Source organism: Micromonospora ureilytica (genome assembly GCF_015751765.1).
GTDB lineage: Bacteria > Actinomycetota > Actinomycetes > Mycobacteriales > Micromonosporaceae > Micromonospora > Micromonospora ureilytica.
Genome location: NZ_JADOTX010000001.1, coordinates 3,414,896 through 3,441,556 on the forward strand (window position 1 = coordinate 3,414,896; position 26,661 = coordinate 3,441,556).

A 26,661-nucleotide genomic window follows, 5' to 3' on the forward strand; every position below is an offset into this window, starting at 1 on the left:
CCCGGCGGTGGGTTCCGGCGGAAACCGGCAAGTCGCCAGGTAGCCCGCGCGCGGGACGTGCAGCATTCGCCCGGTGGCGCTCAGGTTGGGTCGTCGGCGCGGACGCGTGCGGTGAGCATCCGCGCGGTACGGCGGTGCTCGGCTGCTTCCTCGTCGCGGCCCAGCGCGGCGGCCAGATCCGCAAGGTGCCCGGCTACCGGGCCGACGGTGACCACTCCGCTGCCGGCGGCCAGTTCGGCGGCGGCCGGGCGGAGCGCGACGGCGACGCGTTCCATGGTGGGCCGGTCGCCGATGGCCAGCGCCGCCCGAGCGGTGAGGCACAGCCGCACCTCCCGCAGCAGGTCGTGCGGCCCGTCCGACAGGGCTCGCAGTGCCGCCCGGGTGGCGCTGCGGTCGCCAGTGGCGGCGAGCAGCAGTGGTCGGACCCAGGGCTCGTGCGGGCCCCAGTCCAGCCGCGCCCAGTCCACGTCGTCCGGCCCGGGAATCGGTCGCAGCTCGGGGACCAGCCGGGCGTCGCCTGCCGGTGAGTCGTCGCTGACGGCGTCGGCCAGCCGCAGGCCGAGCAGGGCGAGCGGCAGCAACCCCTGGGCCAGTCCCGGCATACCGTCGGCGGGCATTCGGTCGGCCGCCGCCCGGTACGCGTCCGCCGCCGCGGTCGACTGACCGTCGAGCGCGAGGCGCAGTGCGGCGTACCACTGGGTGAAGACGCCGACCAATGGCAGCTCGTACCGTTCGGCGAGGTGGTCGGCGGCGCGCGCGTGCGCGTCGGCGCCGGGCCGGTCGGCCAGCGCGCAGTGGGCCTGGACCAGGACGAGGTGGCCGAGCACCTCGAAGGTCACCAGGTGGTGTCGGGTGGCCAGGTCGACCAGGTCGACACCGATCCGGGCCCGCTCGTCGGCCAGACCGACGCGCTCGAAGGCGTGCATGAAGCGGGCGTTGAGCGCGAAGGCCAGCAGCCCGGGATCGCCGATGTGGCGGGCGATCGTCTCGGCCTCGTCGGCGGCGCGGCGGCCACGATCGGTGGTGGTGCCGCGCAGCTCCAGCGCGAGGGTGCTCAGCAGCCGGCTGCGCTGCGCCGAACCGGTCGGGCCGAGCGCGGTCAGGGCGTGTTCGGCGGCTCGGACGATGTGCCCGGAGAGCAGATCGTCGTCGTTGCGCGTCCAGCTGGCGGGCACGTCGAAGCCCGCGAGCACCTCCTGGATCAGCAGGGGGTCGCCGGTGGACTCGGCGGCGGTGATCGCTTCGGCTCGCCGTCGCCGCGCCTCGGCCAGCCGGCCCGTCACGGCCAGCGCCCGCCCGAGTCCGAGCAGCGCGGTCACCCGCCCGCGCTGCTCGATCCCGCCGGCGCGGTCGTACGCCTCGATCGCCTGGCCCCACAGGCGGGCCGCCTCGTGCGGGCTGCCGCCCCGTTCGGCCCGCTCGGCCGCCACCCGGGCGTACGTCGACGCCTGGGCGGCGGCGGCCGGGCCACCGGCGCGCAGCAGGTGGTACGCGAGGGCCGCCGGCTCGACCGGTTCCCGCTGTCGCAGCACCTCGGCGACGGCCGCGTGCCAGGCGGAGCGGCGCGGTGCGGACAGGTCGGCGTAGAGCGTGTCGCGGACCAGGATGTGGGTGAAGCGCAGCCGCCCGTCGGACTCCCGCTCGGTGAGGAAACCGGCCGCCAGGGCACGGTCCACGGCGTCCAGCGCCGCCGTCGGGTCACCGGCCAACGCGCCGAGCACGTCCGCGTCGAGGTCCCGGCCGAGCACTGCCGCCTGCCGCAGCACGGTACGGGTCGAGGCGGGCAGCTGCGCCAACCGGTGCCGGATCACGTCGCGTACCCCGGGCGGCACGGCGGCCAGACCCGCCTCCCCCGAACCCGCGTACAGCTGGGCCAGTTCGCGGACGAAGAACGGGTTACCGCCGCTGCGCTTGTGGATCGACCGGGTGGTGGCCGGGTCCAGCTCCGCCCCGACGATGGCGCCGGCCAGCTCACCGGTCGCCGACGCGGGCAGGCCGGCAAGATATTCCCGGACCGGTTCCAGCCGGGCGGCGCGGGCCAGGGTGGCGGTCAGCTCCGGGCTGATCTCGGTGGCCCGGTAGGTGCCGAGGATCAGCACCGGCCCGTTGGCCGGCTGAGGGCCGGTGAGCAGCGCGGTCAACAGGTCCAGGGTGTCGCCGTCGGCGCGGTGCAGGTCGTCGAGGACCAGGAGGACCGGCCCTCGGTCGGCGACCGCCGAGAGCAGCGACGCCACCGCACGGTGCCGGCGAAACCGGCTCTCGGCGGGACCCGCCGAGCCGACGGCCGGCTCGACGGCGACGACGGGGGCAGCCGGCCCGGCGAGCGCGTCGGTGATCTGGGTCCACGGCCACGCTGGTGGGGCGCCCTCGTACTCCGGGCTGCGTCCCCACGCCGTGGTCCAGCCGTCGGCGACGAGGCGCCGGGTCAGGGCCTCGGCCAGCACCGTCTTGCCGGCGCCCGGGTCGCCGCTGAGCAGGGCGAGCGTGGGCTGGTGGCGTCGGGACGCGGCGTCGGCGGCGTGCCGCAGCCGCTCCAGTTCGGCGTCGCGGCCGACGAACGGGCGCTGCCCCACCTCGACGGGTCGAGCGGCCTCCCGGAGGTCGGGGGTGGCGGCCCGTTCCGGGGGCGGGGTGAGGTGCGGCGCCTGGGCCAGGATGTCGGCTTCCAGCCGTCGCAGCTCGGGCCCCGGGTCCACGCCCAACTCGGTCACCAGGACGTGGCGGGCCTCCCGCAGCGCGGCCAGCGCGTCGCCCTGCCGGCCGGCGCGGTAGCGGGCGACCGCGAGCAGCCGCCAGGCGTCCTCGCGCAGCGGATGGCTGGCCAGGTGTGCCGGTAGGTCCGCGGCGGCGTCGTCCGGTCGGCCCACGGCGAGGAGCGCCTCCGCCCGTCGCTCGACGGCGAGCATCCGTAACTCGTTCAGCCGGTTGATCTCCGCGACCGCCCAGGACTCGTTGGCGCAGTCGGCGTAGGCGGGCCCCCGCCAGAGCCCGAGTGCCGTCTCCAGCGCGGCCAGGGCCGGCCCGGGGCGTCCGGCCGCCAGCAGTCCGGCCGCCTCCCCGACGGCCGCCTCGAACTGTCCGGCGTCCACCGTTTCCGGGGCGGCCTTCAGCACGTACCCGGGTGGCTCGGTGACCAGGATCCCCGGCGGTTGCCGGGGTGGTCGATCGGGTTCCAGGGCCCGGCGCAGGTCGGCGACGAAGGTCCGGATCGCGCCCACCGCGCCGTCCGGTGGGACCTCCCACAGGTCGTCGACGAGCCGATCCACAGGCACCACCCGACCGTGGGCGATCAACAGCCGGCCCAGCACCAAGCGCTGCCGGTGGCCCCGCAGGGGGACCGGGCCGCGCTCGGTCGCGGCGATCACCGGCCCGAGCACACCGAAGGTCACCACGACGGGCGCCGTCAGTTGCCTGGTCATGGCACCACCCTAGGCGGGTGGCCCGGCCGGCACTCATCCGACGCTGACCGGCTGCTGATGACCTCCGGGCAGGCTCGACGAGGTACGACGGCGACGGGCCACCGCCCCCCGCCGGCACTGCTCACCAGGAAGGTTCCCCGTGGGCTACGACGCCGCGGCGGTGTGGCGGGCCTGGGCGCCGGACCTGGACCACCAGACGGTCGGCTGCGGACACTTCATGGCCGAGGAGGCGCCGGCCGCGGTGCTCCGGGCGCTGCGGAACCTGCTCGCCCGTTGACCGATCGGCGACCCGACCACCACTGTCACCCTGGGCAAGATATCCGACACTCGTTGTCACCAGGTGGCCGTGTGGCCGGGTCGCCGCGCTTCATCCGCCCCGGAGGCCGGGAAGCCGCTCGCAATGGGGCGTTGAGCTGCGGGAACGCGACGTTACACCAGGTGGACGACAACCGGTCATCGGTGATACACAGGCAGATATCGGCAAGCCAACGGCGGCACGTCGCTCATCTCCTCGACCCTCGATTGTTCGCACCCACCGCCACCACCGGCTTCGCCGCAGGACCGCACCCTCGGTCGTGAAACCTCAACGCGGCATCGACCCTCGCGCCGGCTGGCGGACCGTGCCGGTTCTCGACCAGGGAGTTGCCGTGGGAAATCTCCGTATCCGAGCCAAGCACCAGCCGTTCGAGGTGGCCGCGCTGGTCACGACGCCCATCTGCGGCATTCTGCTGCTCGCGCTCGACGTCCGACCACCGTCGGTCCAGATGTCCATGCCGGAACCCATCCAGGTCGGCTGGGAGGTCGCCCTGGTCGTCGTCGGCCTGGGCGGCCTCCTGGGCATCCTGTGGCCGGGCCAGCTGTCCACCGGCCTCGGCGTCGAACTCGCGTCCGTCCTGGTGCTCGGCACCATCACCGGCATGTACGCGGTGGCGTTGGTGGCGGTCGCGGGCGAGCAGGGCGTCGTCGCCGCGTCGCTGATCGCCGCGGTGCCGGCCGGGTCGTTCTGGCGGGCCGCCCAGATCGCCGTCGACCTGCGTTGCCTGGCCAAGGGCCACCAGTGCTCGACGCACCGACGGGTCGTGGGAGGTGTGACGTGATCTCCGCACCGACGCCCGAGGCACCACACTGGGTGCAGGTGCTGCTCAGCCTGCTCGGCGTCCTCGGTGGCACCACCGGTCTGGCTGCCATCGCCACGGTCGTGGCCCAGCGCGGCAAGTTCAAGGCCGACGCCGCCGACACCCTCACCGAGGCCGCACTGACCCTGGTCCAACCGCTACAGGTGCGGATCACCGAGCTGGAGAGCGAGGCGTTGGGCGCCCGATCGGAGCTGGGGCTGCTGCGCGAGCAGGTCAACCAGTTGCAGTTCGTCGTCCGGGTGCTCAGCCGCACGCTCGACCGGTGGCGTACGGCGGTGCACGCCCCCGACGCCACGCTGCGCAAGATCCGCACGGTGGTCGCGGAGTCGGAACGGCTGGCGGAGGACCGCTGAGCGGCTTCGACGAGTCAACTCCGGCCACGCAGGCGTTCGGCGAGTTCGCGCACCGCCGCCCGGAACTCGCTGTCGCACTCGCCCGGATGATGTCCCCGTAGCGGCGGCGCGGACCGCTCCCCCGGCGCCGGCAGCAGGTCCGGTGGGTCCCGCAACCGCCGGTCGACCTGGCCAGCCGGATCGGCCGGGTCCGGGGGCGGATCGCCGGGGCGGTGCGCGGCGAAGACCCAACCGCCGACCGGGTCGGTGTCCCGCCAGAGGTTGAGCCACCGCCACTGGACGCGCTCCCCCACCTCACGCAGCACCTCCTCGTTGAGGTAGGCCGGAAAGAGCCGGGCGTACAGGCGGTCCAGCGGTGACCCGTAGGTGAGCAGGGCGACCCGTTGACGTACCCGCGGGGGCAGCCGCAGCACCGCGAGAGCGAGCAGCGCAGACCCGTGGCTGTGCCCACAGAGCAACACCCCGACGTGTCGCTCGGTCAGTTGGCTGATCCGGTCGGCCAGTTCCGGCACCGCGCGGTCGGCGTAGCTCGGCGGCGCGAACGGGTGCGCCGCCCGGGGCCAGAAGGTGCCCAGGTCCCACAGGATGCCGACGTGCCGGCGAAACCACGCGGTCCGGTAGGCGAACACGCCACCCGCCAACAGCGTGACCAGCAACGCGGCGAGGAGGTAGCTGCCGCCGCTGAGCCCCATCTGGACGGCTCCGGCCGGCAGCCCGAACAGCTGCCGGGTCAACTCCTCCGGGTCGCGCCCGGTACTCCCCACCAGGCTCGTTGCCAGTCCGACCACGGCGAGCGCCGCGTAGGTGGCGGCCAGCAGACCCAACCACTCGGTGAACCGCGCCTGGGCGATGGTCTTCGTCGTCAGCCGCAGCCGACCGACCGCCTCCGGCGGCACGACCGGGAAGTCCCGGGCGGTGATCGCCGCCGCCGCACGCCGCCGGCGGCGCAGCGACACGACGCTCATCGCGCCACACAGCAGCACCGCCGCGACCACGTGCAGGAAGAAGGCCAGCAGCGTCCAGCGATACGGCAGCGGTGGCCCACCGTCACCGCGGTAGCCACCGAGCAACTCCCCCGTCTGGTAGACGAGGCCGGCGGAGAGCGCGCCGGTCAGGCCGACCGCGAAGGCGGCGAGGACCGCCGCGCCAAGGCCACCCGGCAGCGCGGACCGGCCGCCCACCCGACCGTGGTGCCACAGCACCACACCGCTGAGCAGCACCAGCAGCACCATCTGGCCGAACAGCGCGACACCCGCGATCCCGCCGTAGCCGGGCAGCCCGGCCGCCGGCAACCAGGCGCGCCGGTCGCCCGCCACGATGACAAGTGTCGCCACGCTCAGGCCGGCCGCCACCACGCCCACCGTGCGGGCGGTCCAGGTGGCCGTTCGCTCGGTCGCCGCCCGGTCGATCATCCCCGGAACGGCGAGCAGACCGACGCAGGCCAGCAACACCGCCGCACTGAGCGCCAGCAGCAACGTCGACCCGAACGTCGCGCCGCCGGCGCGACGGGCCGTGAGCAACACGACATTGAGTACGGCGAGCGCGGCGGCGACGTGGATCGCGCGCAGCCTGTGCACCAGCGGCTCCACGGCCCACAGTGGATTGTCGGCCGGACCGGACCGACGCGTGCCGAGTAGGCGCAGGACCCCGATGGCGGCGATCGGCAGGAGCGCCAGCAGGGCCAGCCGCTGCCCGACGTGCCGGCCGTCGAGCCCGGCCATGGTGTCGAAGGGCGCGCGGCAGGGGACCGCGCCGAGACACCGCCAGGCGAGCAGGTCGAGGGCGACGCCGGCGATGGACACCACGTACAGCACTGTGAGGTTGAGCGCGAGAAGCCGACACAGCACGGTGACCCAGCCGGCTCGGCGATGGCCCGTGGGGCGCATCCACACGGCCACGTTGCTGAGCATGAACGGCAGCAGGAAGACCATGGCGAGGGTCCGGCCGACGGTGCCCGAGGGCAGATCACCCCAGCGGTACGCCTCCAGCGTCACCCCGTCCGGGCCGCCGCCGTCCGACCGGGCGGCGCGGTGGAAGCCCCCGCTGCCGTCGCCGGCGACCTGCCGGACCTGCGCCTGGTCGAGGATGACGGTGGGGTCCGCCCCGGACACGCCGTGCACCCGCAACTCCACCACGTCGGGTGCGCGCGGTTGGTCGCCGTGCTGCGGTCTTCTCTGCGACATCTGGGCAGCTACCCGTGTCGCCGCTGGTCGGGCGCGTCGCTCTTGCCGGACTTGCGAATGAACCGCCGCAGTCCCGGCATCGCGTCGAACAGGACGATCAGCAGCAGCACCCCGGCGACGACGGCGCTGTTGACCAGTTGCGGGGACCGCACGGTGGCCAGGCCGCCCACGATGATGGCCGGCACACCGACCAGGCGCGCCCAGGGCCGGCTGCCGTCGACCATCATGGCGAGCAGAATCCGGGCGGTCAGGAACAACGCGGGGCCGATGACGCCAACTGTCGTCTGCCCCGTGTTGTGTTCCTCCGGATGGCCGATCGTCATCTCCATCGCCACCGAGGTGGCCAGCACACCGGCGATCATGACGAGGTGCAGGTAGCCCGCCATCAGCGTCAACTTGCTGCCGGACGGGCCCTCCGCCTCGATCCTGGCGCCCAGCCGCCCGCCGGCGGGCACCAGATAGAGCCGGGCCAGGGCCACCGCGGTCACGAACGCCAGGGCGAAGGCCAGCGTGCTGTCCCGGTCCAGGCTGGACGCGCTGTAGGTGACGCCGGCGATCAGGATCAGCTCACCCAGGGCGATGATGAAGATCTGTTGGTACCGCTCGGAGAGGTGCCTCGCGTTCACCTGGAGTTCCGGCCAGGTACTGCGGCCGAGCCACGGGAACGGCCAGCGCAGCCGTGCCAGGGAGTACTCCAACAGCAGTGCCAGCGCCCAGAGCACCTCCCGGGCCGGGGTGACGGCCGCCCCGACCACCCAGAGCACGCCGGAGATCGCGAACCAGACCGCCACCCGCAGGCTGCGCACCTGCAGCGGGTGCCCCCGCAGGGCGGGGATCAGGATCGCCGCCCGACCCAGGTGGATGGCCACGTAGGCGATGGCGAACACCATGGCGTGCTCGTCGAACGTGGTGGGTACGGCCGCGGCCATCAGCAGGCCACCGAACATCGTCCAGAGCAGCAGTACGACGATCAGCGGGGCGCGCGGGTCGAACCAGTCCGCCGACCAGGCGGTCACGAACCACACCCACCAGAGCGCAGCCAGCATCAGCAGGGCCTCGAACCCGCCGTTGATGCTGGGGTCGTCGAGCAGCGCCCGGGACAGGCGGGTCAGCGCGAAGATGAACGCCAGGTCGAAGAAGAGTTCCAGGAACGACGCCTTGCCCGGGTTCTCCCGCCGGAGCAGCAGCCCTCCCGGAAGCCTGCCCGCCATCGTCATCCTTCCCCGGCCCGCGGCTGCTCACCGCCGCCCCAGTCGTACCACCCGGACGGCCGGGCCCGGGTCGGTTCCGCCGAGCCGGGCCGTCGTCGTCAGCGCCCGGCGGTGCCGCCGCCTCGCGAGATCAGGTCCCCTGCCACGTCCCAGAGCCGCTCGGCGTTGCCCGGGTCGGCCGCGTACGCGGCCACGCCGCTGTAGTCGGCCGGCCGCTCGCTGACGACCGGGGCCTCGGTGCAGTCCTCGAAGTAGCGACCGCCGACGCCGTCCAGCAACGGGGACGCCGCGAGCAGCACCGAGGTCGCGGCCCCCTGCTGCGGGGTCTTGTGCATCTCCTTCGGCGACTTGAGCCCACCTGTGTGCTTCTGCAGGCCGGTCGCGATGGCGCCCGGGTTCAGCGCGTTCGAGTAGATGCCCTCGCCGGCCCAGCGGCGGGTGGCCTCCACGGCGAGCAGAGCCTCGGCGCTCTTGGACTGCCCGTAGGCCAGCAGCGGGTCGTACGGCCGGAACGCGAAGTGCAGGTCGTCGAAGATCACCGGGGAGAAGAGGTTGCCGCTGGAGCTGACCGACACCACCCGGGCGCCGCCGGCCGCGGCGAGGGCGTCGTGCAGGCCGACGGTCAACGCGAAGTGCCCCATGAAGTTGGTGGCGAACTGCATCTCCCAGCCCTCGGCGGTGCGCTCCAACTCGGGCAGCGCCATGATCCCCGCGTTGTTGACCAGGATGTGCAGCGGCTGGTCCCAGCCGGCAACGAACTGGCGTACCGAATCCTGGTCGGCCAGGTCCAGTGCGCGGACGGTGACCCGCTCCGCGCCGATGCTGGCCGCGATGTCGGCGGCGGCCTGCTCACCCGCCGCGACCCGGCGTACCCCGAGCACGACCTCGGCGCCGGCGGCGGCGAGCGACCGGGCCGTCTCGACGCCGATGCCGGCGGCGCCGCCGGTGACGACGGCCCGCTTGCCGGTCAGGTCGACGCCGGCGATGACCTCGTCGGCGGTCGAGGCGAAACCGAAGGGGGTCGTGATGCGCTCTGTCATTGCTGTCCCGTCTCTCGATCACGCTTACCCCGACACTGTCACCCAGACGGCAGGTGCTAGCCGGTTCCCTGTTTTTCCTGGTAGTGGCAGGACCAGGATGGGCGGCCGGTGGCGGCTCCTACGATGGGCGGGTGAGCACGGCCGGCCCGCTCGGCGAATACCTGCGTGCCCGGCGCGAGCTGATCGGGCCGGGTGACGTCGGGTTGCCCGCACACGGCCGTCGGCGGGTGCCCGGCCTGCGCCGCGAGGAGGCCGCCCTGCTCGCCGGCATCAGCGCCGACTACTACCTGCGGTTGGAGCAGGGGCGTGACCGGCACCCGTCGACGCAGGTGGTCGAGGCCCTGGCCCGCGCGCTGATGCTGGACGCGGACGCCGCGGCACACCTGCACGGCCTGGCCCGGCCGGTGCCGGCCCGCCGGGCGGCGCGACCATCGGAGCGGGTGCCGGTGGGCATCCGGCAGCTGGTCGGCTCGTGGGCCGAGACGCCCGCCTTCGTGCACGGCCGGCACCTGGACGTGCTCTTCGCCAACCCCGTCGCGACCGCGCTGGCACCGATCTTCACCCCCGGGGTGAACCTGTTGCGCGCGGTCTTCCTGGACCCGAGCGTGCCAGCGCTCTACCCGGCCCTGACGGCGGTCGCGGCCAACGCGGTGGCGGGCCTGCGCGCACAGGTCGGCCCCGAGGTGGACGACCCCCGCCTCGTCGAGCTGGTCGAGGAGCTGACCGCCGGCAGCGAACGGTTTCGGCGGTTGTGGGCCCGGCACGACGTCACCGCCCGCGCGGGCGGTGGGGTGCGGGTGTTCCAGCACCCGGAGCTGGGCGAGTTGGCGTTGCGCTACGAGAAGCTGACGATCAGCGGCACCACCCAGTCGCTGGTGGTCTATCACGCCGAACCGGGCAGCCCGTCGGCGCGCTCACTCGCCCGGCTGGCCCGACGCTAGCGTCGCCGTTTCCGAAGCGGGCCGGTTACCGGGTGGCCGCCCGCTCGGCGACCACCACCGAGATCCCGTCGAGGACGCGTTGCAGACCGAACTCGAAGGCGTACTCCGGGCCGTACGCGGCACCGTGCTGCTGGCCCGCCGCGGTGCCGATCCGGGACGCGGTCGGGTAGGCGTCGGCGGCCATGAACGTCTCCAGCCAGGGCGCGTGCGACTGCCACCACTGGCCGTCGGTCATGCCGGACTCGCGCTCCAGGTCGACCACCTCGGAGGCGGCCCGCGCGGCGCTCTTCACGTGACCCAGCACGAGGGTGAGCACCGCGTCGACCTCGACGTCGGTGAGCCCGATGTCGACGACCGCACCGAGCTCGTAGTCGTACTTGGCCATCAGGTGCGGGCCGAGCACCGGGCGCGTCGTCTCGGCCCGCAGCATCCAGGGATGCCGCTGGTAGAGCGCCAGGTTGTCGCGGGCGATCCGCTCCAGCCGGGTACGCCAGTCGCCCTCGACGGCGGGACGCGGCATCTCGCCGTACGCGGTGTCGATCATGACGGCGACGAGTTCGGCCTTGCCCGGCACGTAGGTGTAGACCGACATCGTGCCGACTCCCAGCGCCTCACCGACCCGGCGCATGGTCAGCGCGTCGAGCCCCTCGGCGTCGGCGATGTCGATCGCGGCCCGGACGATCCGGTCGACGCTGAGCGCCGGACCGGCGCTGCGGCTGGTCGGCTCCCGGGTGCGCCAGAGAAGGGCCAGGCTGCGGGCCGGGTCTGCGGTCGACTTGCGCTCACTCGCCATGGTGCGACCATCCTAACCACGCGGCCGTACGCCGTACGCCCGCGCTGCGCCGGCCTGCTCCGCCGCGCGGTCGCCACGGTGTGCGTCAGAGCGCCTCGCGGTCGTCCGACAGCGTCGGACCGGCGGCGGCGGGCACCAGGTGTCGGACCTCCGGTTCCCCGTCGGTCAGCTCCCGGGCCCGTTGCTCGGCCGCGCGGTCCTCGCCGGTCAACCGGCCACCGTGCTGGCGCAGGTGCTCGCCCCAGGAGGGCACCAGATACACCTCGACGAACCGGTCCACCGTCTCGGCCGGGCGGAACAGTCCCCAGCGCATCGCGCCGGTCCGCTGCCGCGCGCCACGCACCAGGTCCATCGCCGCCAGGAACCGTTGGGTCCGCTCCGGCCGGACGGTGTACTGCACAGTCACCAGCACCGGCCCCACCCCCGGGTCCGGCTCGTGCGCCAGGTGCAGTTGTGGCCAGTACGCCGCCGGTTCACGGTTCACCGAGCGCAGGTCCGGCAACGGCCAGATCCGACTCGTCAGGGTGCCGACCAGCATCAGCGCCGCCGCCACCAGGTACGCGAGGACCAGCCCGGCCATGTCGGCCACCAACCCCCAGAGCAGCGCGCCGACCGCCTGCCCACCGGCGAAGCACACCTGGTAGACGGCCAGACCCCGGGCCCGTACCCAGCTGGGCAGGAAGAGCTGCATCTCGGCGTTGACGTTGGCCAGCACCGTCACCCAGGCCATCCCGGCGGGCAGCAGGGCGAGCAGCACCAGCGGCACCACCCGCACGGTGCCGACCACTGTCAGCGCCACCGTGAACAACGCACCGGCGATCAGCAGCAACTGGTTGGCCGACAGCCGGGTGCGGATCACGGCCAGCAGCACGCCACCCGCGATGGCGCCCACGCCGAGGGCGGCCAGCAGCAGCCCGTACCCGCCGGAGCCCAGCGCCAGCCGCCGACTCGCCACCAACGGCAGCAACGCCCACAGCGCGCTGGCCGGGACCACGAAGACCAACGCACGGCGCAACAGCCGGCGTACTGTCGGCGAGTGGCGAACGTAGCGGCTGCCCGCGCGCAACGCGGCGGTGAACCGCTCGGGCACCTCGACGGCGCGCGCGTTGGCGGGCCGCCAGCGCCACAGCGCGTACGCGAAGATCCCGAAGGCGACCGCGTTGATGCCGAAGACCGGGGCGACTCCGGTACGGGCGATGAGCACGCCGGCCACCGCGGGCCCGACCGCCCTCGCCACGTTCACACTTATCGAACCGAGGGCGGACGCCGAGCGCAGCTGGTCCTGCGGCACCAGCTCCGGGATCACCGCCGCCCACGCCGGCAGGGTCAGCGCCTGCCCGACCCCGAACGCGAAGGTGAGGGTGAGCAGCAGCGCCGGCGGCATCCGGTCGGTCAGGGTGAGCAGCGTCAGCGCCACCGCCACCGCCACCAGGAACAGCTGCACGGCGATCAGCAGGTGCCGGCGGTCGAAGCTGTCGGCCAGCACCCCGGCGGGCAACGCCAGCAGCAGCACCGGCAGCAGACTGGCGGTCTGCACCAACGCGACAAGGGTGGAGGCGTTGGAGTGGTTGATCAGCAGCCACTGGGCGCCGACGGTCTGCATCCAGGTGCCGATGTTCGCGGCGAGCAGCGCCAACCACAGGTTGCGGTAGACCGCCGTACGCAACGGCGCCCACGCCGACGCCGGACGGTCCGCGGGTCCGGCAGCGGCCGTCACCACCGCCCATCCGCGCGCAGCACGCGCTCACCGGAGACGTAGAGGTCGTCGGGTTCGAGCAGCAGCAGCCGGACGACCTCGGCGGCGACCTGTTCGGGCATGGCGTACACCTCGTCCAGGAACTCGGCGCCCACCCGTTCCTGTAACCGCGTCGGCATCGGCCCGGGATGCAGCTGCATCACCTTGACCCGGTTGTTGTGCTGGGCCTCGGCCAGCGAGTCGACAAGGCTGTTGCCGTAACTCTTGGTGGCCCGGTAGACGGGGATGCCAGGCCGGGGGGCCGCCAGCGCCAGCGCGCCGATGTACACGACGTTGCCGTGGCCCTGCCGGTGCAGGTGCTGCACCGCCTCCCGCAGCAGGTACGTGAGGCCCAGAACGTTGATCTCCACGGCCCGGCGGATGTGCTCCACCGACAGGTCCCCCAGGTCGCCGCCCGCCCACATGGAGGCGCAGGCAGCCACCCCGTCGATGGTGCCGTAGCGCTCGACCACCGCGGCGAAACCGTCGCGGACCTGCTCGTAGGAGGAGATGTCGCAGACGGCGCCGTCGCAACCCAGCTCGTCGGTCGCGGCGGCGACCTCGGCCGACACGTTGCCGAACACCACGACCTGATGCTCGTCGACGAGCAGTCGGGCCACCTCGAGGCCGAGGCCGCTGGTCCCGCCGACCACCACGAAGGTTCTGACACCCATGTCTCTCCAGCCGCCGCTCGCATAGGTCACGCGGGGCCGCGTGACGGCCCGTTCTTCCCGTTTCCGGACCCCGCACACCCGTTCGCCGGTAGTGCTGGGCATACCCCGAAGAGTGGATCTGGACGGCTGGGGTGCACGGTCGCTCCCGATTAGCGTCTGCCGCATGACCACGGAACACCCTTCGCACCTGGCCGAGGCGCTACGCCGCCGCCGCTGGTTGATCTCCGCGTGGCCCTGGCGCGCGCTGGCCTACCTGGTGACCACCGTGCCGATCGCCGGGTTCCTCGCCGTCGGGCTGCTGGTCATCGGCGGCCCCATGCTGCCCGTCTTCAGCACGCTCCGGCAGCACGGCCGACCGCCGAGCATCGCGCTGATGCTGTTCCTGATCACCGGCAGCGTCATCCTGGTGGCGTTGGCCCCGATCCTGAGCTTCGCGGTGGCCGCCGTCGAGCGGTGGCGGGTCCGGCTCGTCGACAACCGTCCGCTGCCCTCGTCGCCGTGGCCGGGCCTCGCCGCCCGCTACCGCAGCCCCGCGACCTGGCGGGAGGTGGCGTACCTGTTCTGGCTGGGCGGCTTCACGCCGGTCGCGTACTGGGTGTTCCTGATCCTGGTGCTGCTCGACCTCGGGATGATCTCCAGCCCCTGGCTGGCCGGCGACGCCAACCAGCCGGTGGTGATCTGGCAGCCGATCGACAGCACCGGTGAAGCCGTTCCGTACGCGATCGTGGGAGTGCTGCTGATCCCGGTGCTCTGGTATGCCACAGGTCTGCTCGCCGCCGTCCAGGCCGCCGTGGCCCGGTGGGCACTGGCCCATCCGGTGGACGCGGCGGCCCTGCGCGAGGTCACCCGCTCCCGCACCCGACTGGTCGGCGCGTACGAGGCCGAACGCCGCCGCATCGAGCGCGATCTGCACGACGGGGCGCAGCCCCGACTGACCAGCCTCACCCTCCAGCTGGGGCTGGCCCGGCTGGACGTACCCGAGGACTCCCCCGCCTCCCGACCTCTCGCCGTGGCGCACGACCAGGCCCGGGGCCTGATGGTGATGCTGCGGCAGTTGGTGCACGGCATCCGCCCGCAGAGCCTCACCGACCTTGGCCTGGCCGGCGCCGTACGCGAGCTGGCCGACGCCGCCACCATCCCGGTGACCGTGCACGCCGACCTGCACGACGAGTTGCCGGAGATCGTGGAGACCACCGCCTACTTCGTGGTCTCCGAGGCGTTGGGCAACGTCGCCCGGCACGCTCGGGCGACCCGAGCCGACGTACGCCTCACCCGGGCCGGCGGTGACCTCGTCGTCGAGGTGACCGACGACGGCCACGGCGGCGCCGACCCGGCCCGGGGCACCGGCCTGACGGGGCTCGCCGACCGGGTCGCCGCCGTCGACGGCCGGCTGCTGCTGTCCAGCCCGCCCGGCGGGCCTACAGTGGTCCGGGTGGAGCTGCCATGTCGTCGGTGACCCGGGTGGTGCTCGCCGAGGACGAGGTGCTGCTGCGGGAGGGCCTGGTCGCGCTGCTGACCCGCTTCGACTTCACGGTGTGCGCTGCCGTCGGCTCCGCGCCCGAACTGCTGGCGGCGGCCCGCGAACACCAACCGGACCTGGTGCTGACCGACATCCGGATGCCGCCGGGCCGCCGCGACGACGGGCTGCGGGCGGCCGTCGCGTTGCGCGCCGAGCGACCCCATCTCCCGGTCGTGGTGCTCAGCCAGTACGTGCAGACCGGGTACGCCACGGCGTTACTGGACAGCGGCGACGGCCAACGGGTGGGCTACCTGCTCAAGGACCGGGTCGCCGAGGTCACCGAGTTCGTCGACACGCTGCGCCGGGTCGCCGGTGGCGGCACCGCCATCGACCCGGACGTGGTCCGACAGCTCCTGCACCGCCCCCGCGACCCGCTCGCCGCGCTGTCCGCCCGGGAACGCGAGGTGTTGGCCCTGCTCGCCGAGGGGCGGTCCAACGCGTCGATCGCCGGCCGGCTGCACGTCAGCGAGGCGGCGGTCGGCAAGCACGTCGGCAACATCCTGCTGAAGCTCGACCTACCACCCAGCGACGACACCAACCGCCGGGTGCTCGCGGTCCTCACCTACCTGCGCGCCGACCCGGTGAGCTGACCAGCGTCGGGCCGGGCTCGGGCCCGCGCGTAGATTCACCTCATCAGCGGTACCGGCGCCAGGTCAGGGCGCGGACCAGGGAGACGGGGGCACGGCATGGCGAAGGCGCTGCGGGTTGGTCTGTTGGGGTACGGGCTGGCGGGCCGGGTGTTCCACGCGCCGCTGATCGCCGCGACCCCCGGGCTGCGGCTCGACGCCATCGTGACCCGCGATCCGCAGCGGCGCGAGCAGGCTCGACAGCACTTCCCGGACGCCCGCCTGGTCGACGACGCCGACGAGCTGTGGCGTACCCCGGACGCTTTGGACCTGGTCGTGGTGGCGACGCCGAACCGGCAGCACGTGCCGATGGCGCGCGCGGCCCTCGCCGCCGGCCTCCCGGTCGTCGTCGACAAGCCCCTTTCCCCGACCGCCGCGGAGGGCCGCGTCCTGATCGACGAGGCGACCGAGCGTGGGGTGCCGCTGACGGTCTTCCAGAACCGGCGCTGGGACGGCGACTTCCTGACCGTCCGCCGCCTGGTCGAGCAGGGCGAGTTGGGGCAGGTGCTGCGCTTCGAGTCCCGGTTCGAGCGGTTCCGTCCGACGATCAAGCCGGGCTGGCGGGAGCTCGCCGGTCCGGAGGAGGCCGGCGGCGCCCTCTTCGACCTCGGCGCCCACCTCGTCGACCAGGCGGTGCAGTTGTTCGGCCGCGTCGACCGGGTCTACGCGGAGGTGGACCGTCGCCGCGCGGGCGCGGCCGTCGACGACGACGCCTTCGTGGCGTTGACCCACGCCAACGGGGTGCACTCGCACCTGTGGATGGGCGCGCTGACCGCCCAACTCGGGCCGCGCCTGCGGGTGCTGGGCGACCGGGCCGGCTACACCAGCTACGGGCTGGACGTGCAGGAGGCGGCGCTGCACGACGGCGGCCGACCGGACCAGCCCGGCTGGGGCGAGGTCCCGCCGGAGCGCTACGGCCTGCTCGGCGTCGACGGTGACCTGCGGCCGGTGCCGACCCAGCCCGGCGCGTACCAGAGCTTCTACGCGCAGGTGGCGGCCGCGCTGCGCGACGGCGCACCGATGCCGGTGGACCCACGGGACTCGGTCCACACTGTCGAGCTGATCGAGCTGGCGCACCGTTCGGCGGCCGAGGGCGTGGTGCTGCCGGTCCCGCCCGCCTGACCCGGCCCCGACACCCGACCGGTCGGCACCTCCCGCCACCCGGGCTCCTGACGCGTACGCGAAAACCAGTGGAGCGGCGCCACCGTGCGCCGTTACCGTGCTGCGCAACCAGGTCGTCTAGGCAAGGACGTGCCGTTGTACACCCTGTGAGACCTCCCGAGAGCTGATCTGTCGCGCGTCGCGCAGTTGCGCCGCGCTCCTTTTTGCTGCGGACTTCTCACTGAAACCGGTGTACTTCTGTGCTCATAAATTGGGCCGTCGTGCCCACCTGCCTACCGATCATTCGCCGCCGTTGCCACGCGTGCGCGTCCCAACGCCTTCGGGCGAGCGGCAAGTTCCGTGTCAACGCCAACCACAAGATCCTCGACGTCTGGCTGCTCGCGCTCTGCACCGCGTGCGGGGAGACGGCGAAGCTCACCGTCCTGGAGCGGATGACCGTGCGCTCCATCCCACCCGAACTGCTGGACCGGCTCCATGCCAACGACCCGGGCCTGACCGCCGAACTGCTCCGGGATCCGGCCGTCCAGCACCGAAACCGATTCGTCCTGGACTGGGACAACGCCTGGCGTTTCGACACCGGCGGATCGGATCACCTGGACCTCGACGTGATCGACGTCGCGGTCCGCAACGCGGCACGGATCCCGGTCCGGCCGACCCGACTGATCGCTGAGGGTTGCGGTCTGTCGCGGGGCGAGGTCGACCGACTGATCGCGGAGGGGAAGGTCGTTTCGGCGTTCCGGTTGAGCGGCAAGCTCTCCGGCGACTTCACCTTCACGCTGAAGCGCTGACCCGCTTCGGGGCCTGTCCGGCAGAACGCCGGGCAGGCCCCTAGCCGGCGTTCTCCTCGGAGCGGGCTTCGTCCGGCGCCCGGGCGTCGTCGTCGGTCAGCGCGTCGTCCGAGGAGGTGGCGAGGTCGGCGAGCCGCCGCTCGGCCTCCCGGATCTCCTCGTCGAGCCTCGGGTTCTCCTCGTCGGGACCCTGCGACATGGGGACCTCCATCGGGCGCGAGCGGCAGACCTCCGGGTACCCGACCTAAGGGCGGAGACACGGATGTCTGCCGCTGCCCTTTGATCAAGTGATGAAAAACAGCTGCATCTGCCCCTCGAGACCTACTTCTCATCACTTGATCAAGGAGATCCCACGTCTTCCGCGACCCAGAGGCCACGGCCCTGAAGACCCACCACCAAGCCGCGTGTCTGAAGGACGATGATCGCCCGCTGAACCGTTGTCACACTGACGTCGTAGAGGTCCGATAGTTCGTTGTAGGTGGGCAGACGCTCCCCCGCCGCGTACTCGCCGCTCTGCCCGCAACTGGATTAGGCGTTAGCGCTTCTGGCAGATGTTGCTTCCGTCATGCTTCAGAAGCGGTGACGCGTGAGCTGAGCGCTTGCGGCGCACCAACGTTACCGAGCGCCGGGCCGGTCGGCGGGTGCGCCGGGCTGAAGCCCGGGAGCGTTGCCGACCCGGCCCGGTGCCGGATCAGCGCTGCTTTAGCTCGCGCCAGGATGGGTGGGTGCCGCGCCAGGCGTCGGCGAGGATGGCCGCCGAGGCCCGGCTGGGGCACTGCTGCACCCGCTCACGACCCGACGCCCCACCGATCTGGGCGCGGACCTCCCAACCCTGCCCGTCAGTACGGATGTACACGTCCCTGCGCCCGCGCGGGGTCGTGTCTCCGTTCCACCAGTGTTCCTCCACCTTCATTCGCCGACCGTATAGCAATTCCCGCGCCGAGGGTACGGCGCAGGTATGCCCGGACCGGGGCAAGAGCGACATTCCAGGCGCATTTCGGCCCAACCGTTGACGGTTCGAAACCATAACGGGCGGTTCTCCCGCTCCTGACTTGCGAATCAGGAGGCCACCCCGAAGGGGCCGGAGCGGTCAGGGTTGGGTGGTCAGAAGGTAGTCGTCGGCCTCCGGGCTCCAGCGCAGATCCAGTACGCCGGCGGTGGCGGCGGCCTTGCAGAACTGCAGGAAGCTGCGGTAGCCGAGCTTCTTCTCGCTGAAGTCCGGGCGGGCCCGGCGTACCTGGTTCTTCAACCCGGACAACGCCACCGGGTTGCCGCTGCTGCCCAGGTCCGCCACGACGCCCCGGAGCAGGCCGAACGCCACCTCCCGGTCGCCGTGCTCGGGCAGTGAGACCTCGGGGTCACCCTTCGCCGGGCCCTCGCCCAGCTCGATCACGTTGCGCTCGGCGAGGTGGCGCAGCAGTTCGCCGAAGGTGCGGAAGCCGTAGTCGGACTCGCTGAAGGTCGGGTCCTTGCGCAGCAGTGTGCGCTTGAGGCGGGAGGCGGTGACCTCACCGTTGGCGCTGCCCTGCAACCCTGCGACCGACTGGGCGACGAGCACGGCGAGGGCGTCCACGTCGCGGCCGGGCTCCTCCCCCGCCGGCCGACGGTCCGCCTCCGGTTCCTGCTCCCGTTCCGGCTCGGCTGGGCGTTGCTCCGCGCCGGCCGGTCGGGTGGTCGGGCGAGCGCGCCGACCACGGGCCGGCGGGATGTCCACGCCCTCCAGCCGGTCGTAGTAGAGGAACTCGTCGCACGCCGGGGGCAGTAGCCCCGATGTGGACCCCTCGACCCCGACGCCGATGACCCGCTTGTTCAGCTCGCGCAGCTTGTGCACCAGCGGGGTGAAGTCGCTGTCACCACTACAGATCACGAAGGTGGAGATGTAGTCGCGTTCGAATGCCAACTCGATCGCGTCGACGGCCATTTTGATGTCTGCGGCGTTCTTACGGGACGCGCCCATCCGCTGCGGAATCTCGATCAGCTCGACGTGGGACCGGGTGAGCATCCGTCGGTCCTCGTCGAAGTAGGACCAGTCGGCGTACGCCCGGCGCACGACCACCCGCCCTCGTTCGGCCAGCGCGTCGGCGATGGGCCGGAAGTCGAAGGCCGCGCCGCCGCGGTGGTCGCGCGCGCCCAACGCGAGGTTCTCGTAGTCGAGAAAGAGGGCGATCCGGTCTTCTTGATCCACGCGGACCAGCCTACGCCGGGCCTGAGCTGGCCGGGGCGGACGACGCGCGACACCTCAACTCGACGTCCGTCCATTTCTTGCGGCCCAATAGTCGTTTATTTTCGTTGTTCGATAGGTGTCTTGCAGTGCCATGTTCAGTGCTGCATCATGACGATCAATGTCGGGCGTCGGGGGGACGCCGGACGGACCTCCACCACCACCCACCCAGGAGGGTCACCGATGTTTCGCAGCCTCACGCCGGCGCGGGGACGCCCCGGCCGGCCCGGCGGCACCGCCGTCGCTCTCGCGGCCGGTCTCGCCGTGCTGGTCGCCGGGCCCACAGTGGCCGCCGCCAGTCCACAGGCGTCCGCCGGCGCGCAGCCGGTGGTCACCCGGGCCGCCCTCGATCCGGCGCTGGTCGCCGGACGCGGCGCGGACGTCGACTTTCTCGAGCAGGAAGCGGAGAACGCCCGCACCAACGGCGAGATCATCGGGCCCGACCGGTCCGCCTACACGCTGCCCGCGGAGGCTTCCGGCCGCCGGGCGGTCCGGCTCACGCCCGGGGAGTACGTGGAGTTCGTCCTGCCCAGCGCGGCGAACGGGATCACCGTGCGGTACAGCATCCCGGACGCGCCGCAGGGTGGTGGGATCACCGCGCCGCTGCGGGTCGCGGTCAACGGCAAGCACCTGCGCACCATGACGCTCACGTCGCAGTACTCGTGGCTCTACAACCAGTACCCGTTCACCAACGACCCGCAGGCCGGGCTGCTGCACCCGGACTGGTGGATCACCGAGTGCCAGTGCGTGCCGTCGGCCACCACGCCGTACCCGAGCATCAGCACGCCGTTCCGGCCCACCCACTTCTACGACGAGCAGCGGCTGCTGCTCGGGCGTACCTACCGGGCCGGCGACAAGGTCCGACTCACCGCGCCGCCCGGCAGCGCCGCCGCCTGGACCGTCATCGACCTGCTCGACTCCGAGTTGGTCGCGCCGCCACACGTCCGGCTGCTCGCGGCGAACGTGCTCGCCTTCGGCGCCGACCCGACCGGCCGGCGGGACTCCGCCGACGCGCTGGACCGGGCCATCGCCTTCGCTCGGCGCGCCCACCTCAAGGTGTACGTCCCGCCGGGCACCTACCAGGTCAACCGGCACATCATCGTCGACGACGTGACCATCGAGGGCGCCGGCAACTGGTACACCATCATCAAGGGCCGCGAGGTCGCCCTGCCGACCCCCGCGCCGGACGGCTCCGTGCACACCGGAGTCGGGTTCTACGGTCGGGACGCCGCCGACGGCGGCAGCCGCAACGTGCACCTCTCCGGCTTCGCCATCGAGGGCGACGTGCGGGAGCGTATCGACACCGACCAGGTCAACGCGATCGGCGGGGCGATGAGCGACTCCACCATCGACGGCCTCTATCTGCACCACACCAAGGCGGGCCTGTGGTTCGACGGCCCGATGCGCAACGTCCGCGTCACCAACAACATCGTCGTCGACCAGATCGCCGACGCGCTCAACTTCCACACCGGCGTGACCGACTCCCTCGTCTCGCACAACTTCGTCCGCAACACCGGCGACGACGGCCTGGCGATGTGGTCGGAGAAGACGGCCAACGCGCGGAACACGTTCGACCACAACACAGTGCAGTCACCGACCCTGGCCAACGGCATCGCCATCTACGGCGGCACCGACACCACCGTCTCGCACAACCTGGTCGCCGACCCGGTACGCGAGGGCAGCGGCCTGCACGCCGGGGCCCGCTTCGGCGCGGAGCCGTTCACCGGGCACCTGCGGTTCACCAACAACACCACCGCTCGCGCCGGCACCTACGAGCTGAACTGGAACATCGGGCTCGGCGCGATCTGGGTCTTCGCCCTGGATCGCAGCATCGAGGCGCCCATCGAGGTGACCGGCGACGCGTACCTGGACAACACGTACAACGCGATCATGCTGGTCAGCGACTGGCCGGTGAAGGATCTCTACTCGATCTCCGATGCGCGGTTCCGGAACGTCCGGGTCGACGGCACCGGCACCTCGGTGGTCAGCGCCCGCGCGGCCGGGTCCGCCTCGTTCGCCAACGTGGACGCCCGCAACGTGGGAGCGGTAGGCGTCAACAACTGCGGATCGTTCCACTTCACCCCGGCCGGTTCGGAGTTCACAGTGACCGACCTCGGCGGTAACGGCGGCGGGTGGCTCGCACCGTGGCTGCTGCCCAACACCATCACCTGCGACGACCGGCCGCCCGTGTCGCCGCCCCCGCCTCCGGCGCAGTGGTGAGAGCGGTGGGCGGCCCGAGAAGTCGGGCCGCCCACCGCGCACAGATCAGCGTGTCCTGGCGTACGCCAGCGGCACTGTCGTCGACTGACCGTCCCACCGACCGCTCAGCGTCACGCCGGCCGACCCGTCGGCCCCGGCACCCGGCCGACGCACGACGACCAGCTCGACGGTTCCGGTGTCGATGAGCGTGCGGTCCTCCTCGACGACCCGCCGCACCGCGCCGACGGCCGGTACGGGAGCGTCGGCCGCGCGGTCGACGACGAGCGTCACCGTCGGCTCACGCACCTCGCGCCGGCCGTCGACCTCGAAGTACTGCTCCGCCTGGCCGCTGCCGGTGAGGATCGCGTGGGCGAGCGCGGCGGCGTACACCGGGTCGACGCAGCCGTCGTACACCCAGCGCCGGCCGAGCACCGAGTGCTCGGTGGTGCCGACGAGCCAGCCGTCCGCACCGTCGAGGGGCGCGGCTCGGTAGGTGAGCGGAACATGGTGGACCGGCCCGTCGGCGGCGCTGACCAGCATCGTCTCGATGCCGACCTCGCCGGCCGGGTCGTCGAAGCGGTAGGCGCCTCGGCTCACCACCTCGACGCCGGCCGGGCCGGCGAACCACTGTCGGTCGGGCAGCCAGGTCGCCAGCAGGTCCAGCTTCGTGGGGCGCAGGGTCGCCCTGTGCAGTAGTGCCATGACGGCAGCCTAGTCAGAGGCCCTGGCAGGGTTGCCCGCCGATCGTGCAGCTCTCCGGTTCCCGGGCCTTCGGCCGACTGTCGCGAACATCGAAGCTGATCGTCAGGGATTTCCCAGCCCCCACGGCGGCTCCGGTGAAGGTGATCGCCCGTCCGTCCTGTCGCCCGCTCGCGCCGTCTACGTCATCGACTGTGGTGCCTTCGGCGAGGGTGACCACCACGGCCCAGTCTGCCACCGGTGCGCTGCCGGGATTGTCGACAACGATCTCGCCGGTGTAGCCGAACAGGCGGCTGGAGTCGGTCTCGTAGCGGGCCACCACCACGGGTGCCGGCGGCGGGGGTGGGGCGGCCGACGAGGGCGTCCGCGAGGGCTTCGCCGACGGGGTCCGGCTCGGGCGGGTGGTCGCCGACGCGGTGGTCCGCGTGGGGCGCGCCGACTGGGTCGCCGGGGGCGCTGCCACTGTGGTCGTGCCGGCCGTCGTGGTCGGCGACGCGGTGGTTGTCGGTGCGGGCGCGGCGGTCGGCTTCGGGTCGGGCGGCAACGTCACAAATGCCGCCGTCCCCGCCACCAGCACGGCCCCGGCGACCACGGCGACCAGCGTGCGACGCCGACGGGAGTTGCGGCCGGCCCCGCCGCGTACGCGGATCAGCGGCAGTTCCGTGGTCATCCCACCGTCGGCGCGGCGCAGGTCGACCTGCTGGAAGGCGAGCCAGTCGAGGATGGCCGGCAGCCGCACGGTCAGCCCCTGCCGGAGTTGTTGCTCGCGGGGCTCGTGCTGCTCGGCGGACCACGCCCCGTGCGTGCTGACCTCCCGCAGCTCCAGCCGGCAGCCCTGCTTCGTGGCGGTGACCGTGCAGGTCAGCTCGCTGAGCCGGCCGGCCTCGTCGCAGGCCAGCACGAGGAGGTCCGGCTCCTGCCGCTCGGTCACCTCGACCTCGACGTCTGCCTCGAAGCCGGGCAGGTCTGCCGTGTGCAGCAGCATCCGGTCCGGTACGCCCTCGACCGTCTCGGCCTCGGCGAACCACCGGCCGAGCAACTCCCGATCGGTCAGCGCGAGCCAGACCCGCTCAGGCGGGTGGGACAGGTCGACCTGCGCACCGATCTCGATCACGGCGAGACTCTAACGGGTTGCCCGCCGGGCCTGTCCCGCCCGCCCGAGCCGGTTGCCGGCGGCCTGCTCAGCCCCAGCGGCCGTACCGCTCGATCACCGTGGCCAGCGCGGCCCGCGCGTCGGCACTCACCTCGGCGACCACCTGCGCGGCCGGCAGGTCCCGGGCCAGCGGGTGCGCCTGCCCGGCCCACAGGTTGGCCACCGACGCGTCCCCGTCGCGCCGGGCGGCGGCGAGCAGTGGACGCGTCAGGTGTAGCACCTGGGGGTAACCGTGCGGTGCCACCGCGTCGTGCTGGCGCAGGAAGTCGTTGGCCAGACCCCGGGCCCGCTTGCCGGTGAACGACCGGGTCAACGCGGTCGGCGTGGCACCGGCCACCGCCGCCCGGTGCATCGGCGAGCTGCCCGCCTCCGGGCAGCGCAGGAAGGCCGTGCCGAGTTGCGCGGCGGCGGCGCCGGCAGCCAACACGGCGGCCACCGCGGGGCCGTCGACGAGGCCGCCGGCGGCCACCAGCGGCCGGTCACAGCGGGCGGCGGTCAGCCGGAGCAGCGGCAGCAGCCCGTAGTCGTCATCGTCCGGTAGGCCGCCGCGATGCCCACCGGCCTCGGTGCCCTGCACCACCACCGCGTCCACACCCAGGTCGGCGGCGGCGGTCGCCGCGTCCGGGCGGGTGACGGTGGCCCACACCTCGGTGCCCCGCTCGCGCAGGGCGGTCACCGCCGCCCGGTCGGGCAGCCCGAACACGAAGGACACGACCGGGACCGGGTCCGCGAGCAGGGCGGCCAGCTTCTCCGGGTACGCGTCGTCGCCTCCTACCGGCTCGCCCAGCCGCACCCCGCGCAGGGCGGCCTGCGGGGCGAGCCGTTCGGCGTACGCCTGGACGGCGGCCTCGTCGACGCCACCGGGGTCGGGCAGGAAGACGTTGACACCGAACGGCCAATCGGTACGCGCGCGGACCTCGGCGACGTCGGCGACCAGCCGGTCGGTGTCGATCATCCCGGCGGCGAGGAAGCCCAACCCACCCGCTGCGGACACGGCGGCCACGAGCGCGGGCGTGGACGGGCCGCCGGCCATCGGAGCGGCGATGATCGGGTGGCGCAACGTGGACAGGACGGACATGGCCCCATCCTGCCGCAGGCCCGGACCGGTCACCGGCGCACGGTGTGCCTCCACCACAGCACGCCGGCCAGCCCGAGCAGGACCAGCAGTGTCCCGGCGCCGACCGCCAGCGGCCAGGTCCGCCCATCCACACCACCCACCTCCCCGGCGGCCGGACGGACCGACGTGGGCGTCACCGGGTCGACGGACTCCGTGGAGGGCGCCGCGGTGAGCGTGGTGGCCGTGGCCGGGTAACGCAGGATCGTCGAGCGGGTGCCGGCTGCTTGACCGGCGGATTCGGAGACGGTGAGCAACGACCGGCCGTCGCGGCTGTAGGTGATCGACTCGCCCTGGGGCTCGTCCGGCAACGGGGTGATCCGCGGGGTGCCGGTGGTCAACGCGCGGACCACGTCGCCGTCGGGCACGTCGTACTCGAAGGCGTCGGCGTAGCTGCGCAGCACCACCCGCCGTCCGTCCGGTGCGCTCGCCGCGCCGGTGATCACCCCGCGTCCCAGGAACGAGAACGGGTTGCTGGTCGTGGTCGTCGGCACTGTCACCTGGCCGAGCGCGGTCAGCGGCGTTGTCGCGTCCGACCGCAGCGCGGTGCTCGGCGCGTACAGGAAGACGGTGCCACTGCCGCCCTTGGTGACGATCAGCGGCCGACCTGACGCGTCGAGCAGCAGCGCTTCGGCGTCGTGCGGGCGGTCCGGGTAGGTCATCCGGTGCAGCACCGGCTGCTTCGCCCCCGGCGCGAGCCGCCACACGCCGACCGTCGTCCGGGTGCGGTCGTTGTCGCCGATGTCGCCGACCCAGACGGTGCCGTCCCGACCGATGGCCAGGTCCTCGGTGTCGCGGGGGCGGGACGGGAAGGAGACCGTTCGCACCACAGCACAGCGCTGGTCGAGGAAGAAAATCCGGCGGCGCGCCTCGTCGTCGGCCCCGTCGTTGATCACCACGTACCCGTCGTCGGTGGCGACCATCCCGGAGATCTCACGGAGCCGGTCGTCGCGCACCTGACAGACCGGCGTCCCCGCCGCCGCGCCCGCCGTGGCGGCGGCCGGCACCAGCGCCACGGCCGGCGGCACCACGCCCGCGAGCAACGCGGTCAGCACCGCCCCCGCGCGAGCACGCCGCCCCCAGGTCAACCGTCCGCCTACCCGCATCGTCCATCCTCCTCGTCGCGACCGTGACCGGCCACCCGCCCATCCTGGCCGATCCCGGCCACCGGCGGCGGTCATCGGGGGGACGCGCCGGATCCCCCGGTCGATGTACTGTCGCTCCCCCTGCCCCGCCGTCTCATGATCCGCGCAACCACCGGGACAGTGCTGCCTCAGGCGCTGCGGAGGCAGCACTGTCCCGGAAACTGCCCAGATCTCGACCAGCGCGGCGGCCTGAGTGCGGCGGTGGCGGGTAGGCAGCGGCCCGGCGGCATGTCGACACCCGCCGGGTGGGAGGCTCCGATGAGTACGTACCGGGATGAACAGGGCGGCACGATCCCTCCTCCGGAGGCGGATGCCCTTGAGCAACGACAGGACGCGTTCGACGTCGGGCCGCCGGACCGGATGTCGGGTGACGTGGACCCGGAGGCGGCCGAGGCCGACCTGGCCGAGCAGGGCGCCTTCCCGGCGGGCACGCTCGAGGAGGTGACGTCGCTGCCGGCCGACGCCAACCCGGCGGACGCCCTCGAACAGCGTCAGGAAATCCCGACCCGCGACGAGGGACGTCGCACCTGATCACACCCGCCCACGCGGCTCAGCCGGCGACGCTGACCAGCCGGCTCAGCCGGCGACGC

The 26,661-nt window shown here is 72.9% G+C and carries 24 protein-coding genes and 1 pseudogene; 10 read left to right on the forward strand and 15 right to left on the reverse strand.

What is annotated here, in order from left to right:
• Positions 1-80 precede the first annotated feature (80 nt).
• Positions 81-3,419, reverse strand: a complete 3,339-nt coding sequence (locus tag IW248_RS15255; protein WP_196927536.1) for an ATP-binding protein — start codon at positions 3,417-3,419, stop codon at positions 81-83.
• A 139-nt stretch (positions 3,420-3,558) separates the two neighbouring features.
• Here IW248_RS15255 and IW248_RS15260 point away from each other — a divergent pair, with 139 nt between their 5' ends.
• The 3 genes from IW248_RS15260 (at position 3,559) to IW248_RS15270 (ending at position 4,908) form a co-directional block, all read left to right on the forward strand.
• A complete protein-coding gene (locus tag IW248_RS15260) occupies positions 3,559-3,696 on the forward strand; it encodes a hydrolase (RefSeq protein ID WP_196927537.1) in 138 nt (45 codons plus the stop codon).
• Positions 3,697-4,066: 370 nt separating this feature from the next.
• The gene (locus tag IW248_RS15265) at positions 4,067-4,516 is read left to right on the forward strand and encodes a hypothetical protein (RefSeq protein WP_307787974.1); all 450 of its coding nucleotides are present in this window, start codon (positions 4,067-4,069) and stop codon (positions 4,514-4,516) included.
• Entirely contained in the window at positions 4,513-4,908 is a 396-nt protein-coding gene (locus IW248_RS15270) for a hypothetical protein (RefSeq protein ID WP_196927538.1), read from the forward strand. Before IW248_RS15265 ends, IW248_RS15270 begins: the two co-directional genes overlap by 4 nt.
• 14 nt (positions 4,909-4,922) lie before the next feature.
• On the opposite strand, the gene IW248_RS15275 is transcribed toward IW248_RS15270, so the two are convergent.
• The 3 genes from IW248_RS15275 to IW248_RS15285 form a co-directional block, all read right to left on the reverse strand.
• Entirely contained in the window at positions 4,923-7,091 is a 2,169-nt protein-coding gene (locus IW248_RS15275; protein WP_196927539.1) for a hypothetical protein, read from the reverse strand.
• A gap of 8 nt (positions 7,092-7,099) precedes the next feature.
• Positions 7,100-8,302 carry a low temperature requirement protein A gene (locus IW248_RS15280; protein WP_196927540.1) on the reverse strand — a complete coding sequence of 401 codons (1,203 nt, stop codon included), beginning with the start codon at positions 8,300-8,302 and terminating at the stop codon, positions 7,100-7,102.
• A 98-nt stretch (positions 8,303-8,400) separates the two neighbouring features.
• The gene (locus IW248_RS15285) at positions 8,401-9,342 is read right to left on the reverse strand and encodes an SDR family NAD(P)-dependent oxidoreductase (protein ID WP_196927541.1); all 942 of its coding nucleotides are present in this window, start codon (positions 9,340-9,342) and stop codon (positions 8,401-8,403) included.
• Positions 9,343-9,473: 131 nt separating this feature from the next.
• Between IW248_RS15285 and IW248_RS15290 the strand changes: the two genes are divergently transcribed.
• Positions 9,474-10,283 carry a helix-turn-helix domain-containing protein gene (locus IW248_RS15290; protein WP_196927542.1) on the forward strand — a complete coding sequence of 270 codons (810 nt, stop codon included), beginning with the start codon at positions 9,474-9,476 and terminating at the stop codon, positions 10,281-10,283.
• Positions 10,284-10,308: 25 nt separating this feature from the next.
• Here IW248_RS15290 and IW248_RS15295 read toward each other — a convergent pair whose 3' ends face one another.
• From IW248_RS15295 to IW248_RS15305, 3 genes are all read right to left on the reverse strand, one after another.
• Positions 10,309-11,076, reverse strand: coding sequence for a TetR/AcrR family transcriptional regulator (locus IW248_RS15295; protein ID WP_196927543.1), 768 nt, complete (start codon positions 11,074-11,076; stop codon positions 10,309-10,311).
• A gap of 85 nt (positions 11,077-11,161) precedes the next feature.
• Positions 11,162-12,796: an MFS transporter gene (locus IW248_RS15300; protein WP_196927544.1), complete on the reverse strand. Its 1,635-nt coding sequence runs from the start codon at positions 12,794-12,796 to the stop codon at positions 11,162-11,164.
• On the reverse strand, positions 12,790-13,485 hold the full coding sequence (locus tag IW248_RS15305) for an SDR family NAD(P)-dependent oxidoreductase (RefSeq protein WP_196927545.1): 696 nt from the start codon (positions 13,483-13,485) through the stop codon (positions 12,790-12,792). The genes IW248_RS15300 and IW248_RS15305 overlap by 7 nt, the downstream gene beginning before the upstream one ends.
• Positions 13,486-13,648: 163 nt before the next feature.
• Between IW248_RS15305 and IW248_RS15310 the strand changes: the two genes are divergently transcribed.
• The 4 genes from IW248_RS15310 to IW248_RS15325 all read left to right on the forward strand — a co-directional run bounded on the left by IW248_RS15310 (position 13,649) and on the right by IW248_RS15325 (position 17,540).
• Positions 13,649-14,941 carry a sensor histidine kinase gene (locus tag IW248_RS15310; RefSeq protein ID WP_196927546.1) on the forward strand — a complete coding sequence of 431 codons (1,293 nt, stop codon included), beginning with the start codon at positions 13,649-13,651 and terminating at the stop codon, positions 14,939-14,941.
• Entirely contained in the window at positions 14,929-15,594 is a 666-nt protein-coding gene (locus tag IW248_RS15315; protein WP_196927547.1) for a response regulator transcription factor, read from the forward strand. Before IW248_RS15310 ends, IW248_RS15315 begins: the two co-directional genes overlap by 13 nt.
• A 96-nt stretch (positions 15,595-15,690) precedes the next feature.
• Positions 15,691-16,752 (forward strand): Gfo/Idh/MocA family oxidoreductase, encoded by a 1,062-nt coding sequence (locus IW248_RS15320; protein WP_196927548.1) that lies wholly within the window; start codon positions 15,691-15,693, stop codon positions 16,750-16,752.
• A gap of 260 nt (positions 16,753-17,012) precedes the next feature.
• Positions 17,013-17,540, forward strand: coding sequence for a DUF1062 domain-containing protein (locus IW248_RS15325; protein ID WP_307787976.1), 528 nt, complete (start codon positions 17,013-17,015; stop codon positions 17,538-17,540).
• Positions 17,541-17,580: 40 nt separating this feature from the next.
• Here IW248_RS15325 and IW248_RS15330 read toward each other — a convergent pair whose 3' ends face one another.
• The 4 genes and pseudogenes from IW248_RS15330 to IW248_RS15345 all read right to left on the reverse strand — a co-directional run bounded on the left by IW248_RS15330 (position 17,581) and on the right by IW248_RS15345 (position 19,725).
• A complete protein-coding gene (locus IW248_RS15330) occupies positions 17,581-17,739 on the reverse strand; it encodes a hypothetical protein (protein ID WP_196927550.1) in 159 nt (52 codons plus the stop codon).
• A gap of 140 nt (positions 17,740-17,879) precedes the next feature.
• Positions 17,880-18,041, reverse strand: a pseudogene (locus IW248_RS33880) (GntR family transcriptional regulator); the annotation flags it as partial.
• A 190-nt stretch (positions 18,042-18,231) separates the two neighbouring features.
• Entirely contained in the window at positions 18,232-18,453 is a 222-nt protein-coding gene (locus IW248_RS15340; protein WP_030335934.1) for a hypothetical protein, read from the reverse strand.
• 177 nt (positions 18,454-18,630) lie between these two features.
• Positions 18,631-19,725, reverse strand: coding sequence for a PIN domain-containing protein (locus tag IW248_RS15345; protein ID WP_196927551.1), 1,095 nt, complete (start codon positions 19,723-19,725; stop codon positions 18,631-18,633).
• Positions 19,726-19,944: 219 nt separating this feature from the next.
• Between IW248_RS15345 and IW248_RS15350 the strand changes: the two genes are divergently transcribed.
• The gene (locus IW248_RS15350) at positions 19,945-21,981 is read left to right on the forward strand and encodes a glycosyl hydrolase family 28-related protein (RefSeq protein ID WP_196927552.1); all 2,037 of its coding nucleotides are present in this window, start codon (positions 19,945-19,947) and stop codon (positions 21,979-21,981) included.
• 45 nt (positions 21,982-22,026) lie between these two features.
• On the opposite strand, the gene IW248_RS15355 is transcribed toward IW248_RS15350, so the two are convergent.
• The 4 genes from IW248_RS15355 to IW248_RS15370 form a co-directional block, all read right to left on the reverse strand.
• Positions 22,027-22,662, reverse strand: coding sequence for a CG0192-related protein (locus tag IW248_RS15355; protein WP_196927553.1), 636 nt, complete (start codon positions 22,660-22,662; stop codon positions 22,027-22,029).
• A gap of 13 nt (positions 22,663-22,675) precedes the next feature.
• Positions 22,676-23,773 (reverse strand): SRPBCC domain-containing protein, encoded by a 1,098-nt coding sequence (locus IW248_RS15360; protein ID WP_196927554.1) that lies wholly within the window; start codon positions 23,771-23,773, stop codon positions 22,676-22,678.
• A gap of 67 nt (positions 23,774-23,840) precedes the next feature.
• Positions 23,841-24,890 (reverse strand): NAD(P)H-dependent flavin oxidoreductase, encoded by a 1,050-nt coding sequence (locus IW248_RS15365; RefSeq protein ID WP_196927555.1) that lies wholly within the window; start codon positions 24,888-24,890, stop codon positions 23,841-23,843.
• A 29-nt stretch (positions 24,891-24,919) separates the two neighbouring features.
• Complete coding sequence (locus tag IW248_RS15370; protein WP_231396319.1) at positions 24,920-26,032, reverse strand: SdiA-regulated/phytase-like domain-containing protein; 1,113 nt, start codon at positions 26,030-26,032, stop codon at positions 24,920-24,922.
• 297 nt (positions 26,033-26,329) lie between these two features.
• On the opposite strand from IW248_RS15370, the gene IW248_RS15375 reads away from it, so the two are divergent.
• Positions 26,330-26,602, forward strand: coding sequence for a hypothetical protein (locus tag IW248_RS15375; protein ID WP_124822412.1), 273 nt, complete (start codon positions 26,330-26,332; stop codon positions 26,600-26,602).
• Positions 26,603-26,661: the final 59 nt, after the last annotated feature.